15 protein-coding genes and 1 tRNA gene are annotated in these 18,141 nt (G+C 44.0%); 7 read left to right on the top strand and 9 right to left on the bottom strand.

The window, feature by feature from the left end:
* Window positions 1-180: 180 nt before the first annotated feature.
* Window positions 181-2,964 carry a copper-translocating P-type ATPase gene (locus ITG09_04380; GenBank protein ID UPR52872.1) on the top strand — a complete coding sequence of 928 codons (2,784 nt, stop codon included), beginning with the start codon at window positions 181-183 and terminating at the stop codon, window positions 2,962-2,964.
* Window positions 2,954-3,394 (top strand): DUF411 domain-containing protein, encoded by a 441-nt coding sequence (locus ITG09_04375; GenBank protein ID UPR52871.1) that lies wholly within the window; start codon window positions 2,954-2,956, stop codon window positions 3,392-3,394. Before ITG09_04380 ends, ITG09_04375 begins: the two co-directional genes overlap by 11 nt.
* 238 nt (window positions 3,395-3,632) lie before the next feature.
* Here ITG09_04375 and ITG09_04370 read toward each other — a convergent pair whose 3' ends face one another.
* Complete coding sequence (locus ITG09_04370) at window positions 3,633-4,325, bottom strand: porin (protein UPR52870.1); 693 nt, start codon at window positions 4,323-4,325, stop codon at window positions 3,633-3,635.
* Window positions 4,326-4,861: 536 nt separating this feature from the next.
* On the bottom strand, window positions 4,862-7,513 hold the full coding sequence (locus tag ITG09_04365) for a beta-N-acetylhexosaminidase (protein UPR52869.1): 2,652 nt from the start codon (window positions 7,511-7,513) through the stop codon (window positions 4,862-4,864).
* A 405-nt stretch (window positions 7,514-7,918) separates the two neighbouring features.
* Here ITG09_04365 and ITG09_04360 point away from each other — a divergent pair, with 405 nt between their 5' ends.
* Both ITG09_04360 and ITG09_04355 read left to right on the top strand, forming a co-directional pair.
* Entirely contained in the window at window positions 7,919-8,806 is an 888-nt protein-coding gene (locus tag ITG09_04360) for a TraB/GumN family protein (protein ID UPR52868.1), read from the top strand.
* 122 nt (window positions 8,807-8,928) lie between these two features.
* Window positions 8,929-9,351, top strand: a complete 423-nt coding sequence (locus ITG09_04355) for a hypothetical protein (protein UPR52867.1) — start codon at window positions 8,929-8,931, stop codon at window positions 9,349-9,351.
* A 227-nt stretch (window positions 9,352-9,578) separates the two neighbouring features.
* Here ITG09_04355 and ITG09_04350 read toward each other — a convergent pair.
* A tRNA-Pro gene (locus ITG09_04350) sits at window positions 9,579-9,655 on the bottom strand.
* Window positions 9,656-9,910: 255 nt separating this feature from the next.
* Between ITG09_04350 and ITG09_04345 the strand changes: the two genes are divergently transcribed.
* The 3 genes from ITG09_04345 (at window position 9,911) to rluF (ending at window position 12,115) form a co-directional block, all read left to right on the top strand.
* The gene (locus tag ITG09_04345) at window positions 9,911-10,051 is read left to right on the top strand and encodes a DUF3149 domain-containing protein (protein UPR52866.1); all 141 of its coding nucleotides are present in this window, start codon (window positions 9,911-9,913) and stop codon (window positions 10,049-10,051) included.
* Between the two features lie 172 nt (window positions 10,052-10,223).
* Window positions 10,224-10,805, top strand: coding sequence for a DNA endonuclease SmrA (gene smrA, locus ITG09_04340; protein UPR52865.1), 582 nt, complete (start codon window positions 10,224-10,226; stop codon window positions 10,803-10,805).
* Window positions 10,806-10,981: 176 nt separating this feature from the next.
* Window positions 10,982-12,115 (top strand): 23S rRNA pseudouridine(2604) synthase RluF, encoded by a 1,134-nt coding sequence (gene rluF / locus ITG09_04335; GenBank protein ID UPR52864.1) that lies wholly within the window; start codon window positions 10,982-10,984, stop codon window positions 12,113-12,115.
* A 106-nt stretch (window positions 12,116-12,221) separates the two neighbouring features.
* Here rluF and ybaK read toward each other — a convergent pair whose 3' ends face one another.
* From ybaK to prmC, 6 genes are all read right to left on the bottom strand, one after another.
* Window positions 12,222-12,695, bottom strand: a complete 474-nt coding sequence (ybaK, locus tag ITG09_04330; protein UPR52863.1) for a Cys-tRNA(Pro) deacylase — start codon at window positions 12,693-12,695, stop codon at window positions 12,222-12,224.
* 118 nt (window positions 12,696-12,813) lie between these two features.
* A complete protein-coding gene (locus tag ITG09_04325; protein UPR52862.1) occupies window positions 12,814-14,475 on the bottom strand; it encodes a bifunctional UDP-sugar hydrolase/5'-nucleotidase in 1,662 nt (553 codons plus the stop codon).
* Between the two features lie 505 nt (window positions 14,476-14,980).
* Window positions 14,981-15,835 (bottom strand): 3-deoxy-8-phosphooctulonate synthase, encoded by an 855-nt coding sequence (gene kdsA / locus ITG09_04320; GenBank protein UPR52861.1) that lies wholly within the window; start codon window positions 15,833-15,835, stop codon window positions 14,981-14,983.
* Between the two features lie 23 nt (window positions 15,836-15,858).
* Window positions 15,859-16,668, bottom strand: a complete 810-nt coding sequence (locus ITG09_04315; GenBank protein UPR52860.1) for a SirB1 family protein — start codon at window positions 16,666-16,668, stop codon at window positions 15,859-15,861.
* A 27-nt stretch (window positions 16,669-16,695) separates the two neighbouring features.
* Window positions 16,696-17,079, bottom strand: a complete 384-nt coding sequence (locus ITG09_04310; GenBank protein ID UPR52859.1) for a SirB2 family protein — start codon at window positions 17,077-17,079, stop codon at window positions 16,696-16,698.
* Between the two features lie 187 nt (window positions 17,080-17,266).
* Window positions 17,267-18,139: a peptide chain release factor N(5)-glutamine methyltransferase gene (prmC, locus tag ITG09_04305; GenBank protein UPR52858.1), complete on the bottom strand. Its 873-nt coding sequence runs from the start codon at window positions 18,137-18,139 to the stop codon at window positions 17,267-17,269.
* Between the last annotated feature and the right edge of the window lie 2 nt (window positions 18,140-18,141).

Below are 18,141 nucleotides of genomic sequence, written 5' to 3'. Positions count from 1 at the left end.
AAAGCGATTATAGAAAGCCGAATTCCGCCTTCAAAGCAGCGAATCTAGAGCTCTAACCAGTAGATTATAGCCGCGGATCCTTTATTCCCCCTCCCATTCAAAAATTGAACCCACCAGCTAACACACTACTGAGATCAAATTCTTGAATTTATGTTTGACCTTACCCTTACGGGAAGGTTTATGTTAGACGTAGATGAGAATTGGAGTATCGGTATGAACCATTACACAACTGCGCTTAACGGCCTTAATTGCATGGGGTGTGCGAAGAAAGTTCGGGCACTTTTTGATGTTCTAGAGAATACGACGATCACTGACATATCGCCGACGTACATCGATATTTCGACTCCATCGAATTACGCTCAACTCAACGAGAAGCTGGCAACGCTTGGCTATTCTATGGGTAACAAGCTGCACCTCTCGTTATCAGGGCTCAGCTGTGGTAAGTGTGTGAGCAAGCTGACTCAAGCACTTGAACAAACCGAGCAAATCTCAGACCTAGAAGTCAGCAAACATGAATTGTCCTTGGTTACTCTGCTTTCAGAACCCGAGCTTATTGAGTTGATCGAAAGCGTGGGTTATCACGCGGCTCCCTACTCTAAATCCAATGAGCTCTCACAGAGTTCAAATTCAGAAGAAGATAAAAAACCAGCGTCTACAGAAACGGCACAAACTAAGCCCGTTGCCAGTCAATATACCTATCACCTTGTGCTTGAAGGGATGACGTGTGCGAGTTGTGTTTCTTCAGTAGAAAAAGCGTTGAAAAAGAATGAATTCGTCGACCAAGCACAGATCAATCTCGCTGAGCAGACAGCCTTGGTTTTCACCTCTCAAACAAGAGACATCATTGAAAACGCTCTAATAGAATCGGTGAAAGCCGCGGGTTATGGCGCCGAGTTTGTCGACGATGCGGCGACTCAACAGCAAAAACAACAAGAACAGCAACTTCGTACCCAACAAGCCTTCCTTAGAAACTCAGTAAGCGCACTGATTATCGGCGCTCCGCTGATGGCGTGGGGTTTGTTCGGTGGCAGCATGACCATTGCTACATTTAACGATCAACTGGCTTGGGGCTTAGTTGGTGTCATTTGTTTGATACTGCTTGCGACTTCAGGACGCAGCTTCTTCACGAATGCTTGGCAATCACTGATGCACAAGCGTGCGACCATGGATACGTTAGTTGCTTTGGGTACAGGCGCAGCATGGTTCTACTCAATGTTGGTTGTGCTTATTCCTTCGTGGTTTCCTGAAGCCTCTCGTCATGTCTATTTTGAAGCGAGTGCAATGATTGTTGGCCTTATTTCTTTGGGTCACTACATTGAAGCCAAAGCCAAAGCACGCACCACTAAGTCTTTACAGGCGCTGATAAACTTACAGCCTCAAAAAGCGGTGGTTATCGTCGATGGCCAAGAGCAAACCATCGCTGTAGAAGCTATTCAAGTCGGCATGCAAGTTCGAGTGAAGCCGGGAGAGAAAGTGCCGGTTGATGGTGTCGTGATATCAGGTGAATCTTATATCGATGAATCGATGCTGACTGGCGAACCGCTTCCCAACGTTAAATCGATTAATGATGGTGTTTCAGCAGGAACCATTAATGGTGATGGCAGCTTAATCATTGAAGCAACTGGGATTGGCTCAAGCACCATGTTGGCTCGAATCATTCAGATGGTTCGCCAAGCACAAAGCAGCAAGCCTGCGATTGCTAAGCTTGCAGACTCCATCTCAGCTATTTTCGTTCCGGTTGTGGTCGCTATCGCAGCTATTGCCGCCCTAGTTTGGTTTTTTGTTGGCCCACAACCTAGCGCCAGTTATATGCTCGTAGTATCGACTACCGTGCTGATCATCGCTTGTCCATGTGCCTTGGGCCTAGCCACACCGCTTTCGATTACTGTTGGCGTAGGTAAAGCGGCTGAGTTTGGCGTTCTGATCAAAGATGCCGATGTGTTGCAATCTGCAAGCAAAATCGATGCTGTCGTGTTTGATAAAACGGGCACCTTAACCCAAGGCAAGCCAACCGTTCAGCAAGCCTTTTATGGCGATTTACCAGAGCAAGAACTTCTGGCTTACGCCTATTCGGTAGAGGTAGGGTCAGAACACCCATTAGCTAAAGCCGTTTGCCAATATGCAGAGAGCTTACAAGTTTCAGCACTACCTCATAGCGAGTTCGAAAATCAACGAGGCCTTGGCGTACAAGCAATAATTAACGGCAAAAACGTTCAAGTCGGCTCACTTAAGTACCTCTCCCAACTCGGAATTGAGACTGAAATTGGCACAGACTTTATCGAGCTTTGTCGTACACAAGCATGGACACCCATCTTCGTAGTCATCGACCAAAAACTGGAAGGCATCTTAGGCATTTCAGACGCATTAAAAATAGATAGCAAACAAGCCATTGCTCAACTAAAATCCGCCGGAATTCACACCGTGCTACTCACTGGCGACAACGATTCTGTTGCTCAAGCGATTGGCAAAAGCGTAGGTATCGATGAGGTTATCTCGGAAGTGTTACCAGAGCAGAAAGCTCAGCATATTGTTCAGCTTCAACAACAATATAAGAGTGTGGCTATGGTTGGAGATGGCATTAACGATGCGCCAGCGCTTGCTCAAGCTGATATAGGTATCGCAATGGGCAGTGGCAGTGATGTCGCGATTGAAAGTGCGCAAATGACACTCCTCAACTCGTCGCCCTTATCTGTCAGTAACGCGATAGAGCTGTCCCAAGCAACCGTGAGAAACATGAAGCAAAACCTCTTTGGAGCCTTCATCTACAACTCGCTTGGTATTCCTATCGCGGCCGGTGTGCTCTATCCGTTTTTCGGATTTTTGCTAAGCCCAGTAGTTGCAGGCGCAGCGATGGCGATGTCGTCAATTACGGTAGTGAGCAATGCCAACAGGTTGAGATTGTTCAAGCCCACTCATTCTAATATCAATAAAAACCATATTCATGAGGTTAACCATGATTCGTAAAGTTATGACTCTTACAGCACTCGCTGCAATTTCAGGACAGGCTTTAGCTACTGATGTTCTAAACCACAAATCTCCATACTGCGGCTGCTGCACAGAATGGACTGAACATATGCGAGATGCTGGGTTCGATGTGACAGAGAAACTCCACGATGACATGAATCCAATCAAGCAAAAGCTAGGGGTAACACAAGAGCTAGCCTCTTGCCACACGGCAGAGATCGACGGTTACGTATTTGAAGGACACATTCCAGCAGAAGACGTGAAAGCCTTTTTAGAAAACCCACCACGTAATGCGATTGGCTTGGCTGTTCCTGGCATGCCTATGGGTTCTCCGGGCATGGAGCATGGCGATAAGAAAGACGAGTACTCTGTATATGCGTTTAACGAGAAAGGTCAGGTGTTTGAATACCGTCACTATAAAGGCAACTAAAGTACACGAACATTTAGAGAGAAATTAAAACATAAAAATAGAGCCTAGTATTAAGCAAACCCAAGACTGTGGTTTACTTGCTAGGCTCTTTGCTTTTGGACAGTAAAGCAAATCTTGTCGCAACACTAACCGGGCTGTTAGTGCCGCTTAATTCCCTCGCTCATTCACGAAGGAAGTGCTTTGGCAAAAAAGCTATTTCGCGAATAGTCTCATTGACTAAACCGCCAAATAAATCCGCTTAGAAGCCGTAAGAAGCACCGAATACGAATGCGTTGTTCTGCTTAGAATCGCCGTTTGCGAAGTCTACGCCGTTAGCTTGGCTACGGAACTCAAAGTAAGGTTGAACGCCTTGACGGGTCCATGTTGCACGTAACTCATGGTCCATCGCTTCAGCATCAATCATGTATACGTTGTTGTAGCTAAGCGCTAGGTCAGCATTCACTGTGTAAGCAATGCGGTTATCCATGCGGTAGTCTGTGTCAGCATCAGCAGAAGTATCATCGATGTGTGCACGAGTACGGTTGCTAATAGAGATACCGTTATCGAAGTTGTAACCGATCTTAACCAGTGGACGGAACTGAATGCTCTCACCCGCAGAGAATAGGTGTTGGTAACCAGCAGCAACCCATAGGTTGTCAGTAATGTTGAAAGATTGCTCACCACCTACAGTGATGCCAGGAGTAGTATTACCTGCACCGCCATTTTCAGATTCAAGTTTACCCAGTTGAATACCATCAAACTCAGAGTAAACCGTGAAGCCGCCTAGAGAGTTGTCAAACGTGTGACCGGCTTCTAGCGTAGAAGTCATATCAGAACCGTGGATACGGCCGTCATCGTGAATTTGGATGTTACCTGTTACGTAAGAAGAACCAGCAAAAGCACTAGAAGCGAAAGCAAAAGAAAGAGCACTTAGAGCGATAATTTTTTTCATAGTAAACTGCCTTAGTTTGATTTTTTCAGCGGCATATCTTCGGTACATCATTCACCTTCACCGCTTGAGTAGTTGGTCGCCTCCCTGGCATGAAATCTATGTTGCTCGAATTAATTTGCGTTTCAAAATAAAAGAGTGGGCAGAGTGATCTCTCTCACTATCAAAAAAGAACAAGTTATTTAATGCATTAAAATCAATTACTTAAAAACATAAAAATTGATAAAAAACTCAAGATGGAAAAATGCACAGATCGGGATCACATTATTTTACGGTGCAAAATTAGATTCGGTAGGTTGAATCACATTTGATTTAGAGTTTTTTATGAAGGACTTATTTTTTGAAGAGAATAATGAGAAGTGCGTCACTTTTGCGATGAACCTCTCTTTATGTGCATTGTTGACGTTATAAACCAAGACGGTTTCTATATGTTTCCGTTTTGGATGAGAGCCTAATTCGCAGCAAACAAAAAGAGCTCCCACTTTTTACCTTGAGTAAGATAATAACGAGGGAGCTCTTCTATTAATGTTGCTTATCTATTATTTAACTGAGGTTACTCGACTTACTTTCTCGCCACTTTCAGAGATAGAGCGGATGTAAGTTTCGCCAGAAACCGATGGACGTTGTTGCTCGTCATACGTTAACCAGTTTTCGCCATCAGCAGAGTATTGCAGCTCTACGCCTGGAAATTGAACGTTCATCGCTAGCTTGCCATCCACAACCTGAGCGCCCGGTACTGGTAGTCGATAATCAATGCCTGCTTTCTCAAGCTTAGCCAGTTCACGCTGACCAACAATATTCGCGAAGCGATTAAAGTCGCTGTTTAGAGCCTGCTTATTCACTAAGTCAGTATCTTGAGAATATTCAACGCCCACTTTGTAGTCGTTTTCCCAATCCGCTCTGTGCCATGCACGCTCTGCTGCTGCCAATACGCGAGGGAACACCATGTATTCATACTGCTCGTCGGTACGTACTGTTTCAGACCAAAGTTGTGCAGACAAACCGTAGAAAGGTTTCGCTTCAATCTCGCCTTTACCAGAGAAACCATTGCCGTCACGGTCTAATGATGTTTCTGCGTTTTGTGGCATGTTTTCTGGTGCAAAGCCAAACATCTTACGTGTATCGGTTGCACGTGTTGCCCAGTAGTAACCGCGCTCTGCAGCATCAACTTCGTATGGCATATCCATGTATACGTAGTCTGGGTTAGAAACAATCACGTCATACCCTTTTGCTGACCAATCGTATACTGATGAAGTACCGCCCCAGTAAAGAACGTCCCAGAAGTTCACGCGAGTGCTCTCTGTCGCAAATGCTTTCTCGCCTTCGCTGTATTTCAGGCCATCTTGCCATGCTTGGAAGTGAGGGATACCTTTATCAGCAACAATCTTAGATACCTGCTCTGCAAAGTGACTTGGCAGGTGACCGAAGTCGCTTACAGTACCATCAGCGATCAAAGACTGACACTGAGGAGACTGTTGGAATGGCTTATCTTGCTTAGACAAGTCGATGTTGCCTTTCCAAGCCACTTTATCTTCTGCATTAATATCTTGTAAGCCAGCGCCTAACTTGATGTTTTTTGCCTCATCGCCGCCAAAATGCCAAGTCGTTAGCGGCATACCCGCTTCTTGGTGCATTGCTGCCACTTCAGAGATCACTTTATCGACAAAGTGAGTTGAAGATTCCATACATGGGTTAATGAAGCTTTGCTTATCGTAGAACTGAACCGTGGTTACGTTCGATGTATCTTGTGGATCCATCAGACGGTATTCGTTCGCTTCCGCTTCTTTACCTTCCGCCATTAGGCGAGTGTAACGTGCTTCCATCGATACCACAGCAGAACGAGCATGTGCTGGCATATCAATTTCTGGGATTACTTCGATGCTGCGCGCTTTTGCGTAGCTTAAGATCTCGACGTAATCCGCTTTACTAAAGAAACCAGAGCCAAAGTTGTCTGTTGTTGGACCTGAACCTAACTGAGGCAGTAAACAGCTTTGCTCTTCCAAATCGAAACAACGATTAGACCCTACATCCGTTAGCTCTGGTAAACCTGGGATTTCTAAACGCCAACCTTCATCATCTGTTAAGTGAAGGTGCAGTTTATTCATCTTGTATGCCGCCATTTGGTCTAGCGTTGCTAGGATGGCATCTTTTGAGTGAAAGTTTCGAGCAACATCCACCATCACACCACGGTAATCAAAGCGTGGCGCATCTTGTATCGACAGTTGTGGTAATGATTCAGCGTTCTGACTGTCTATTAGGCCAAAAATAGACTGAACTGCGTAGAAAGCACCTGTTTTATCAAACGCTTTAATCGCAATCCCCTCTTCCGAGATGCTTAGTTCATAAGCGCCAGATTTCGCTAAATCACCCGTAAACTGAGTAGGAACAACGGTAACACTTACTGGAAGGTCACCACTCACATCTACGTTTACCACATCTGCACGTTCTTCAATTGCTGCGAACTGATCAGCATCGAATGCGTCTTTTGGTAGGGCAATACCACCAGAAATGCTCACAGCTCCTTCACCGGCTTCTACCGACATTGGCGTTGGTAGTAGCGTTGTTGATACATCTTGCGTTGCTAGATCTGCATTCTTTTCGAAACGCGTCACCGCTGTAGCCATTACGTTGTTGTCATCAGGTGTACGTTTAAGGTTGTTACCTTCTAAACCTGTTACGAACGACGCTACATCTTCCGTATTCAATGAAGCGATCATCTTAGGTTCTGCGTTTGGTGCTGTTACAAATGCACCTGGCATAAAGTCAGTTTCAAACAGTTGCCAGTATTCACTGGTTAATGGCAGAATCACTTCTTCACCCGCTGCAAAACCATCGAATTTTTCTGTTGATTCTAGCTTGTGTAAGTCGCCGGTTACGCGAGTGATTTTAAACTGCTCATTATCAACATCTAAGATAAGGCGAATACTGTGGAAGTAGATGGTCCAATCTTTTGAATCAATCGCTTCACCATCGTTAGTTAGCGTCATGTTCACTTTATTACATGATGCCCACTCTGCGCCTAAGTCCTGACAAGCCATTCCCTCATTCGCACCGTGATTGGTTAGGATTTCATATTGCACATCAAGGTTATCAGCCAGTGCATTAACAATCTGTTGCTCAGGTGCTTGCGTTACAGCACAACCCGTCAAACCAGCCAGTACCGCTACAGATAGTAAGTTTCTCTTCAACATCGTATTCACCCATAAATTTAAAAATTGAGTAAGAAGCAAATTGGAGCGCTTCGAAAGTTAGCTAAACTATATGGGCTTATTTTTTGCCGTGAATTAAATCAAGTTAATAAAGTGATCAGCTTCAAATCTCAAAATTGGCGATAAAATTAATTACATAAAAATCATAAAGTTAGAATTAACGGCACTTCCGTCAGTTTTATTTTGACGTAAAAATTGAGAATTGAATCACAATCTTTTTAAAGGATTTCATAAAATCGTGTCGTTGATAGAGAGAAAGGTTTAACAGTTTGTTCGGGTTGTTATACTTTTCGTACAAACAACGTGACATCGTTCTCAAAAAAAACCGTTAAAAAACGCCGTCAAAATCGATTTTAACGAGTTTAATTCTTCCTAAAGGAGCTCCCTTTGCGTCCACTCTGGTACATGGTTTTATTCGTTCTCGCCTTTTCAGCTAGGCAAGCAGTCGCCGAGCCACTTTATTGGCAAGCGAAAAAGGGGGAACTGACACTCACTATCTTAGGTTCTGTACACGTTGGGGACGAGAGCATGTACCCACTTCCGTCAGCAATCACCGACACGCTAAAAAACAGTGACGGATTAGTTATCGAGACGGACATAACAAAGACAAGTGGCGTTGTATATCCCCACAACAAACTCACGACTGCCGATGTACTCAATGCAGAACAGCTGCAATTATTAACCGACATATCAAAATCATTGGGCATGCCGACGCAACAACTGCTTAGTTCACCGCCTTGGGCTACTTCTCTCTCCATACAGATGCAGCAGTTAAAAAACCTGGGTTATGGCTCCGCCAGCGGCGTTGATGCGACACTAGCTCACAAAGCAACTATCCAAGATGTTCCGGTGATCAGTTTAGAACCTCTGCAGTTTCAAACAGACCTGATGACAAAACAAAAGGACGACGGTAAGGAGTGGTTAGTCAGTAGCCTTGAAGAATTTGACCAAACTGATCGTGTAGTTCATTGCCTAATTGAAAGCTGGAAAGCGGGTGATTTAGCGAAGCTGGAAGCCTTTTCAGAGCTATCAGAGATGTCGCCTGAACTTGAGAAAGCATTCTTAACCGATCGCAATATCGACTGGGCAAACAAACTATCCGCCAATGATTGGAAACTTAAGCCTATAGGGAACTACTTGATAGTAGTTGGCACCTTGCACCTAATTGGAGAAGGTAACCTTATACAGTTATTAGAAAAGAAAGGCTTCAGTATCATCCAGCAATCACAAAGCCAACCAGCCCAATGTCAATTTAAGGCTAGCCAAAAAAGCTAACGATGCTCAACCTCATTTTGCTCTCGTTATAAAAGCATTTCCTTAATAACAGAATCTTTACATTTAATAGCACCATTGCGGTGCTATTATCTTTCGCTCTTTTTACCTATGGCGTTGTTCTAATGAAACCAGTACTTTTTGCTTTCCCTTTAGCCCTCACGATGCTGATGCCCTCAATAGCCTCAGCCAAAGAAACTTGTACAATCGAACAATTCCAACCGATAGACATTCAGCCAGATACCAAAGGCGGTGTATTAGATAAAGAAAGCGGACAGTTTTTGGTTACTGAGAAACCACCAATGCGCTGCGCCAATATTACGTTCACAACCTCTACAACACGAAACCGTATCGCAAGCCAAATGAACAACAATTTTGAAGCGAACTTTTACGACAACCAAACGGGAAAATCTCACTCGGTGGCGTTTGATGAAGATGAAGTAAAGGCAGGTTACATTCGAATAGGCCCGAATAAGCAAGCGGAAGCGTATGTTTGTTTTGTTACCTCGGAAACACCAATCAAGAACATCACGTGTGATGTTAAGTAAGTAGTTTGGGGACTGACATCCCAGCCCTATCCTCATGGCCTATACTATATAAATACGTTAACTATTTTGAAATGCAAAAAAGGCTTCTCATTTCTGACAAGCCTTTTTCTTAATGTGGTCGGTGAAGAGCTTATTTTGAATATCAGGCGAACCCCACCTAGGTTCTAATCCCATTTCTCATGTCCTGAAACGACGAAAGCCTGCTCATTGAGCAGGCTTTCTAAATGTGGTCGGTGAAGAGGGATTCGAACCCCCGACCCTCTGGTCCCAAACCAGATGCGCTACCAAGCTGCGCTATTCACCGAGATATCTAACTGGCTTATTGCCTGTCGATGGAGCGTATAATACGGATTCTTAATTTATCCGCAAGCGCTTTTTCTCATATTTATGGTGAATTCGAATCGTTCGAACAAAAGACATACAATGACACGCTTGATGTGACGAAAAACACACAGTTACCAACAAGTATTTAACTTATGAAACAGGATTGATCCAGATCAGTAAATTGATAACGCCAGTTAATACACTAACCCGTGTCATATAACTTTGAGGTATACACATGGACTTTTGGCTAGATCTCCTATTTGGTAATGCGGTGGGGCTATCTTCAATGATAGTAATCTTCGGGGCTCTAGGTCTCATGATGTTTTATGGAGGCTTCTTCATCTACAAAGTTATGACTGAAAAATCTCCTCATTAGAATAGCTCAGCCTAAATCATTTACTTTTGAGTATTCTTTTACTTTATAAGTAAATGTCAAAACGCTTTGCACCGGAGTAGATTTCTCTTGTCTGCTCCGGTTTTTTCATTTTTAAACCCTGTCTCAACTTAGGTATACTTACCCTATCCTTCTCCAACTTGAGATGAACACTATGTCTCATGACGACGACTTAGATCTATTCCAAGAAATGATGGGCGATGTTAAACGTATCGACCATGACACCGCTGAACACCAGAAAGTACACCGAGTCACAGAATCTCACCTTGCTAAGCGTGAAGCGGCTATGTGGCTGTCAGACGACGAGAAAGACTACTTGTCATTAGACTACTCGCCAATGATCAAGCCAGATGATGTCATTGCTTATAAAAAAGACGGTGTACAAGAAGGCGTATACAAAAAGCTGCGCCTAGGCAAATACCCTATTCAAGCCAAGCTCGACCTGCATAGGAAAACACTGAAAGAGGCACGTAACGAAGTGCTTTCATTTTTGCGTCAGTGTTTAAGAATGGATGTTCGTACCGTTATCATTGTTCACGGTAAAGGTGAGCGCTCGAACCCACCAGCAATGATGAAAAGCTACGTGGCAAATTGGCTTACTCAGATTAACGACGTTCAATGTGTTCATTCTGCTCAGCAATTTCATGGTGGTACGGGTGCTGTCTATGTCATGCTCAGAAAGAGTAATGAGAAAAAGCTAGAGAACAGAGAGCGCCATCAAAAGCGCACCAGTTGAGAGGTTGAGATAGAGGAGTCGCGAGTAGCTATTTTGTATCAAGATCGATATTTAGTGCCTAGACTCACACCAAGTGGTAAAATTGTCTCCAGTTAACGAATCCCAACTCAAAGCAACTATCCAAAGGTTGCTTTTTGTTTATCTATATTTCCGTTGTGAAACGCTAAGAGAATATCATGTCACAAGAATCCCAAGCTAAACGCCTTAATAAATACATCAGCGAAACTGGTTTTTGCTCACGCCGCGAAGCCGATAAACTCATTGATGCAGGCCGAGTTACTATTAACGGCAAGATCCCTGAGATGGGTACTAAAGTCTTGCCAGGTGATGATGTTGAGATCGACAATAAGCCTGTTCGCTCAAAAGAGAAGCCGATCTACATTGCTCTTAATAAACCAACAGGTATCACCTGTACCACTGAACGTGATATTCCTGGCAACATCGTCGACTTTATCGGCCACCACAAACGTATTTTCCCGATTGGTCGTCTAGATAAGCCTTCTGATGGTCTTATCTTCTTGACCAACGATGGCGACATCGTAAACAAAATCCTACGTGCAGGTAACAACCACGAGAAAGAATACGTGGTACGTGTAGATAAACCGATTACGACGGAATTCTTGAAGCAAATGGGCGCTGGCGTTCATATTCTCGATACAGTGACCTTGCCATGTAAGGTCGAGAAAGAAACCAAGTTCTCGTTCCGAATCACATTAACGCAAGGCCTTAACCGCCAAATTCGCCGTATGTGTGAAGCGCTCGGTTACGAAGTATTTAAGCTGCGCCGTGTTCGTATTATGAATATCTCACTAGACGGTATACCCAACGGCAAATGGCGCTACCTGAGCGACGATGAAATCACTGAAATTTTAGCGATGTGTGAAGGCTCAGTAAGCACTGAAGATGCATCAAAAATGAACGCGAAAGGTCAACGCATTCGTAAAGCAACTGACGCGAAACTTTTTGATAGCCGTGAAGAGAACCAAACTTCAACAGCGCGCCGTAATCAAAACGAGAACCGTACACGCACGTACCGTGGTAATAATGCGGATGAATTTCGTCATGCACCTAACTCAAAGCGTAGCCGTAATTCATCGAACAGTGAAAGCGGTGGTAATACCGAGAACTGGAAGTCAAACTCTCGTTCAGAACGTTCTAATTCAGATAAAAATCGTTCGGATCGCAATCGTACAGATCGCGACAATAACGATCGTAGAAACGGTAAACCGGCAAACCGCAGCCAAGATTCAAACAGACCGAACAAACCTGCACCAAAGCGTGTTGGTGGTACTTTAGGTCTGAAGAAGTAGTCAGAGTAAGTAAGACGAGACACTCTATATAAGAACGCCCGCTAGATTAGTCTAGCGGGCGTTCTTGTTTGTCATTCGATAGTTTTATCATCATAGCGACGACAATCTATAAACATAGATCAGCAAACTGGCCGCGAGTCAGCAATACTAAGTCTTTTGGACCAAGTTCAATTTCTAGCCCGCGCTTCCCTGCACTCACACATATTGTTTCAAAATCGGTAGCGCTGGAGTGAACAAAGGTAGGCAGTGCTTTCTTTTGACCAAGCGGACTGATTCCACCCACAACATAACCTGTGGTTTTCTGTGCAATATCAGGATTGGCCATCTCTGCTTTTTTTCCTTTCGCCGCTTTAGCTGCAAGCTTAAGGTTTAGCTTCTGGTCGACAGGGATAACCGCCACAGCCAAGTCTTTAGCCACACCATTCAAACAGAACAACAGCGTTTTGAACACTCGTTTAGGATCCTGACCAAGCGCTTCAACCGCTTCTAATCCATAGTTGGTATTATTCGCATCGTGATGATACTGATGCACGGTATGAGCGATTTTCTTTTTCTTGGCAAGGTTGATTGCTGGGGTCATAACAAATCCAAACGATAGATAAACAAAAAGCGACGCCGAGGCGTCGCTTTAGTAAAATTTATCATGGTGCTAGAGTCAATCTAATTCAGCACCTAGTGATTAAATTTATTGGGTTCAATTACTTGTAAACCATTTGACCAGAAGGCGCGTACTTGTTCACGTCTACTGGGCTGTTTGCTTCTAGGTACTCTTTCAGTACTTCTGCATCAACAAAGCCAGTGTTTACGTAACCAGGGTGATCAGACAGTTTAGGGTAACCGTCACCACCGGCCGCGTTGAAGCTTGGCACTGTGAAGCGGTATGTTTCGTCTAGACGAAGCTGCTTACCACCAATGAATACATTCGATACTTCACCGTTCGCTACTGTCATAGAGATACCAGCAAATTGTGCGTAAGCACCAGAATCAACCGGTTTAGTCGCTACTACATTTAGGTAATCTAGAACTTCTTTACCTGTCATATCTGTGTAAGTCAGGATGTTTGCAAAAGGTTGTACTGTTAGTACGTCTTTATAAGTGACATCACCCGCTTCAATTGAATCTCGTACACCACCAGAGTTCATCACAGCGAAGTCTGCTTTTGCACGCTCCATGTGAGAAGTCGCAATCAAACGACCTAAGTTGGTCTGTTGGAAACGAACGACGTTACGATCGCCTTCAAGCTTGCCATTTGTCTCAGCGATTTGAACTTCTAGCTGTGCTTGACCTTGCTCTTGGAAAGGACGTAGGAATTCAAGTAGCTCTGGGTCTTGTGCGATTTCATCTTGAATAAGAACACGTTGCTTCTTACCGTCGATCTTAACTTTCTTCTTAAGGTTAACTGGAATCAGATCGTAGCTCACCATCTCTAGCTCGCCATTACGGAATTCGTAATCAGCACGACCTACGTACTTGCCCCACTCGTGAGCTTGAACGATGTAAGTACCGTTCTGTACGTCAGGCTTACACTCATCACCCGGCTTGAAGTTTTTCTTCGCAACGTTCGGGCCTTCCATACATACAGGCTCTTGAGAGTGACCACCAACGATCATGTCTAGATCGCCTTCGTTTAGGTAACGAGCAAGTGCTACATCACCCGGTGCGTTAACACCACGTTGACCATTTTCGTAGTGACCCATGTGAGTCACAGCGAAGATTAGATCCGGTTTTTCTGTTTCTTTCAGTTCAGCGATTAGCTTCTTCGCTTCTTCTTTAGGATCACGGAAGTCGATGCCTGCGATAAATTCAGGGTTACCAATCTTTTGGGTATCTTCGGTTGTTAAACCAATAACCGCAATCTTGATGCCTTGCTTTTCGAACATCTCGTAAGCTTGGAACTTACGTTCGCCTGTCGCTTTATCGTAAATGTTTGCAGATAACATAGGGAAGTTAGCCCAATCGATCTGCTTTTGTAGTACGTCTAAAGAGTTATCAAACTCATGGTTACCCAATGCCATTGCATCGTAACCAATTTTGTTCATGCCTTTGAAATCAGGTTCTGCGTCCTGGAGGTCTGACTCTGGAACACCTGTGTTGATGTCACCGCCAGATAGAAGCAACACGCTACCGCCTTCTGCTTCAACTTCTGTACGAAGTTGGTCAACTAGCGTTTTACGAGCAGACATGCCGTATTCGCCGTATTTATTCTGCCAAAAACGACCATGGTTATCGTTTGTGTGAAGAATCGTTAGCTTGTAAGTTTCGTCTTGGTTCCAATCATGAGCTGATTGAGACGCACACCCAGCGAGTGTCGCTAGGATTGCAGCACTTAGTGCTGTCTTTAGAATAAGGCGTTGCTTCATTGTCATACCTTTGAACTTTTTAGGGGAATCCACTGCTTTTTTATGACCTATTGCGCCCCTTTTCTAGGGTTCGAACAATAAGACTTCAACATGACTAATCTTAAATTAACATTCTCGATGTAACACGACGATTTCATATTTATGTCGAATTGATCACGCATAGATCAACAGTTAAGTGTAACAAAATTATGAGATTACACTCAAACTTCCCCTGCATCACAGGCAATCGTTTACTTACAAAGTGTGATGAACATCAGTAATTTACTACAAACAGGACTGACCTCACACACTCATACCTATTTCTTAGGGAGTCAAAGATTCTGTTAACAAGCATTTAATCACTAGCGCTATTTAGCACTCAGAAAAACAGATAAGCGCACAGCGAAAAGAACTGATACCCAGATAAACAAAAACGCCCAACTCTTAGAGTTGGGCGTTTATTTGATCTCTTTAAATAACCACTTTAACTAATTCACTTTAGCGAGTTACTTAACATCAGCTACAGCTATTTAATATCGATGTGCTCAAAGCCTTTGATAAGGTCATCAAGTGCTTTCATCTGTTTCAAGAACGGTTCTAGTTTATCTAGAGGTAGCGCAGATGGACCATCACAGCGTGCTTGATCTGGGTTCGGGTGTGCTTCAATAAACAGACCCGCAATACCTGTCGCTAGGCCAGCTTTAGCTAGTTCAACCGTTTGCTCACGACGACCGCCAGACGCTGCACCTGATGGGTCACGCATTTGTAGAGAGTGCGTCACGTCGAAGATGATTGGACTACCGTTTGAAGACTTCTTCATTACACCAAAGCCAAGCATATCAACCACTAGGTTGTCGTAACCCATGCAAGCGCCACGCTCACAAAGGATTATCTTGTCGTTACCACACTCAGCAAACTTATCAACGATGTTGCCAACTTGGTTCGGGCTCATGAACTGAGGCTTCTTCACGTTGATTACCGCACCAGTCTTAGCCATTGCTTCAACAAGGTCCGTTTGACGAGCTAGGAATGCAGGTAGTTGGATTACATCAACCACATCAGCAACAGGCTGAGCTTGTGCTTCAGTGTGAATATCAGTGATGATCTTCACGCCAAACGTATCTTTCAGCTCTTGGAAGATTTTAAGACCTTCTTCCATACCAGGGCCACGGTATGAGTGAACTGAGCTGCGGTTCGCTTTATCGAAAGACGCCTTAAATACGTAAGGGATACCCAACTTCTCTGTTACTTTCACGTAGTGCTCACAGATCTGCATTGCTAGATCGCGAGATTCAAGAACATTCATGCCTGCAAATAGCGTAAATGGCTTGTCGTTAGCAATTGGCATGTCGCCAATATGAACTGTTTTCTGTTCCATCATATTCTCTCTAAAATAATTATTAATTAGTGAACGACCACGGCCTTTTCGTTCATGACGTTCACTTGAGATTTAAGTAACTCAGATGCCGGGTCATCTGGGCATTGGTCGATAAAGTATTGATAATCCGTTGCTGCTACTTGGTGACAATCTAGCTGTTGATAGATAAAGCCACGATCGCGGATTTCATACGGGTCATCCGGTACAAACGTTAATGCAAGATCAGTACATTTTAGTGCAAGCGTATAGCGCTCTTCTCGCAGTAGTGCACTCTTGAGCAGTGCTAACCACTTACCAATAATGGTTGGGTGGTCGGCGACTTCTAAGTGTTCAGGTTTCACCTTAGCTAATGGGCCATCATGTCCTATTAACCATGCTCGCAACGTTTGTTCACCAACGTACTCACCGTTATAAGGATTAATATAGACAGCAGCTTGCCCGTACCAGCTCACTTTAAGCAAGAACTGAGTTGGGAAAGAGACACCTTCTACAGGAAAGCCTAGCTTGCGACCTAGAAAAAGAAAAATCGCCCCCAAACTCACTGGAATGCCTTTCTTTCTCTCAAGCACTTTATCGATGAACGCGTTTTCCGAAGAGAAATACGCCTCTTTATCGCCAGCAAAGCCCCATTCATAAAAGAATAGTCGAATAAAAGATTCAAACTTCTGCTGTTCATCGGTTTCATTAACCAGAGCAAATTCGGCGTCTTTTAACAATCTCGCCAGCTCTTGCTCTGCCCAACTGTCTTGAGTGTCTGGGTTAATCGCTTTATTTAAGATCAATGCACCTTCAGCTAACTCTAGCTGGTCAAAGTCTTCATCAAAAAATTCGTACATAGATAGTTAACCGAAATAAGGAGATAATTAACCGAAAAATGTTGGTGTCTTCGTCATTGCGATTTTGCCTGCCATTGCTAACCAGCCAAGCGCACCAAAGAAAGAGAAAACTCTCAATAACTTGTTCTTACCCAGTTTAAGCGCAAAGAAGCCCAATGCGATGTATGCCATAACACAGGTTAGTTTTTCGGTTAACCATGGTGCTGCAGGTGTAAATGGAATAAAGCCAGTGATAAAAATCAAACCAATACCCGATAGCAGTAGCAACGAGTCATTGATATGAGGAAAACGCTGCAAGAAAGGGTGCTTAAGCTTCGGAGAGTTAGCCATCATAAGAGCGAAACGAATCGAAAGCAGCAGTGCGCTTATAGCAATCGTAAGTAAGTGAAAATGTTTTAAACCTTCGTACATGGTATTCCTTTATATTTTTATATGTGCTTTCGCTAACACGAGCTACACAATACCCGTTAATGCTCTGCATTTCTGTGTTAAATGCATCACCGAGTGAAATGTATTGTCGAGTTAAAGGTATCAATTTAGCAAGTTCATCATCTATTGCTCACGAGATGATTAACCGCAGCCTATGGACAGTCACTATCTATGAACAGTAACGACCCAATGTCACTCGGTCATTACCACCGTAATCTTTTTCTGTAACCACATCGAGATAACCGAGCGCCTGCATAATCTCACGTACTGCCAAACCTTGGTCGTAACCGTGTTCAAATGCCAACCAGCCTTCATTTTCCAAAAAGCCACGTGCATTTTCAGAAATGTATCGAATATCCGCGAGTCCTTTCTCTTCAGCAACCAGTGCTGTGATTGGCTCAAAACGCACATCGCCTTGAGACAAATGAGGATCATTCTTCTCAATGTATGGAGGGTTCGAGACAATTAAAGAGAACTTAACCACTTCTTCTTCAGAGCTAACTGAATTCAAAGGCTCAAACCAACTTCCGTGCAAAAAAGTAGCGTTGGTGATGTTTAGACGTTGTGCATTCTCTGTAGCAAGCAGTTGTGCTTCCGGACGAAGATCAATCCCCGTCACTGGTCGGTTCGGCATCTCAGACGCCAATGCCAAAGCAATCGCACCAGTTCCAGTTCCTAAATCGAGAATCGCACCTTGCTTGCCATACGTTTTGTCTAACGCGACTTCAACCAAACGCTCGGTATCTGGACGTGGGATTAAAGTAGAAGGAGAGACTTTTAACGGCAGCGACCAAAACTCACGTTCACCAACAATATAAGCCACAGGCTCACCGGTTAAGCGACGTTTTAGAAGGGTATGGAATTCGGATTCTTGTTCTGAAGTGAGATGCTTCTCAGGCCAAGTCAGTAGGTAAGATCTTGGTTTATCTAAGGCGTGGCAAAGCAGTACCGCAGCATCAATCGAGGGCGATGTGTTATCGCCCTCTTGAAGCTGTACGATTGCTGACTTTAAAGCACTTTCAACCGTATATGCTGACTGCATAG

It is taken from the genome of Vibrio cyclitrophicus (assembly GCA_023206055.1).
In the GTDB taxonomy this organism is placed as follows: Bacteria; Pseudomonadota; Gammaproteobacteria; order Enterobacterales; family Vibrionaceae; genus Vibrio; species Vibrio cyclitrophicus_A.
The sequence above is the reverse complement of the archived record's forward strand: the minus strand, read 5'-3'. Positions and strand labels throughout refer to the sequence as shown.